Below are 2,207 nucleotides of genomic sequence, written 5' to 3'. Positions count from 1 at the left end.
AACACCGGCCTTTTTCAACGGGCTGCTATGGGGGGGCCAATGACGACCGGTTTTATATCACTGGCGGCTCCGGAACCTTCTATGGCGGAAGCGGCAACAATTTCGTTTTCTCCGACACGGATCAGGCAAAGAACGATACGATCCAAACCGAAGATGGAAACGATACCATTTCAACTGGTGCAGGCAATGACACCATCATCGCGGGCGCAGGAGACGACTTTGTAGACCCCGGTGACATCGCTTCGGGTGACACCGACACTGTGACACTCGGAGCAGGAAATGACATCCTCTACTTGGGAGATATCGGCTCCGAGGATGCGTCCGAACAAACTGCAGACTATTGGTCCACTTGGGCGTCTGCCAAAGCCGGGTCGACAACGCTTGACGTGTCCAAATCGCTTTTCAAGCTGGCGACAGACGGCTTCTTCAGCGCCAACCCGATCGCAGGCATTCTCTTTGATACGATCGAATCCCTTGGGAGCGCAGCACTATACGCGGCCCTCAGCGGCGCTGCAACACCAGCCAATGCGGCTGAAGTTGGCGACCAGTCGTCAACCGTGGAACTCACCGACTATGATCCGCGCCACGACATGGTCATCCTGCCGGCGGTCAGTGTTGATGACCCGATTCCTCTTGACGGGAACGCCGCCAGCGGAAGCTTTGAATATTGGCTAGATGCGGATAATGACGGGGAGTTCCTCGAAGCTACATTTGATGAAGATTACTATAGCGAATTCATCACGGCAGCAGGCCTGAGCGGGCAAACGGTCAACAAGGCAACCGTCTTCGAATCGATCCACCAGGCAATTTGGGACTCCCGCGTCCAATTTACCAAGGGCAGCAACGGCGATATCACGATCAGCCAAGGCAACACGGTTCTTGACGACACCACGTTTCAGGACCTCTACGACAATATCGACTCGGCGCTTGAGAATGGCGAATCGCTCTCGATCATGGGCAATTTCGCCGGTTATGATTTTGTTGCCGATGATGATCACCGTTTCATTTCCGGCTCTTCCGACAGCGACCTGATCCGAACGGATTCGACCAACACCACCGGTGGCTCGAGCTACTACATGGCTTTATGGGATGGAGATGACACGCTTGTTGTCAATTCCGACCGCGACGACATCTATTTCAACGGCGGGGACGGCAGCGACACAATTTCCTTTACCGGCATAACCGGTGGTCTCTCGATCAACTTGGGCGATACTGGCCAGCAAAACGTACAAAACGAACTCGATATCACCCTTGTCGATGTAGAGAATGTTGTTGGTACCACCGGGAATGACACCCTCACCGGGAACAGTACAGCAAACATGATCTCCGGTGGCGGCGGTCAGGATAGCATCAATGCCGGCGGTGGAGATGATCTGATCCTGATCAAGGAAGGCGACACCTCCTCCATTGACGGGGGCAGCGGGACAGACCGAATCGTCATCGACATGTCGGATGCAGGTAGCCGCTATTACCAGAACTCGGACGTTCTGTCGGTATACTTTGACGGTACAGCCAGCAATATGGAGGGAGTTGACCTTACTCTTACCGACTACAAGGATTACATCAACAACCTGGGTTCTGGGGATGATATCGCGTTCGCCGGTAGCGGTGATGACCAAGTCAAGGGACAGGGCGGATCTGATGTACTTTACGGTGAAGACGGAAACGACAAGCTGATCGGCCATGCTTGGCGTGGGTCTGCCGCAGAATCCGACAGCCTCTATGGCGGCTCGGGAAATGATAGTCTTTATGGCGATTCCAGTACCGGAACGGGCGCAGGTGGAGATGACTATCTGGATGCTGGGACAGGGAATGACACCATCATTGCCGGGGCCGGGAACGACACGATCATCGCCGGCGACGGCAATGATACCCTCACTGGCAATGAAGGGGATGACCGGTTCGAATTCGACACGGATGACGGCACCAACGTCATCACCGATTTCGAAGTCAGTGATACAGCCAATACGATTGCCTTCGAAGGCGATGTATCGGTCACCGCGACCTATAACGGCGAAGACACCACCCTCGTCGCAGGCAACACAACAGTCATTCTGACAGACTATGAATTCGAATTCGATTATGGTTCTGTGTCCTCATACTTCTACTACCGTTCTGACAGCGGTATGACCGTTTATGATGGAGAAAAGAAGGATACCGGCGACACCGTTATCTGTACCTACATGCATGAAATCGGCGTCATTCCG

Annotated in this window: 1 protein-coding gene; it reads left to right on the top strand. The window is 53.9% G+C overall.

Features of this window, described 5'->3' with window-relative positions:
- The coding region (locus E1297_RS02605; protein WP_305793807.1) for a calcium-binding protein at positions 1-2,207 on the top strand (2,207 nt) is incomplete at both ends.

This window comes from Roseibium sp. RKSG952, from assembly GCF_009711355.1.
The sequence above is the reverse complement of the archived record's forward strand: the minus strand, read 5'-3'. Positions and strand labels throughout refer to the sequence as shown.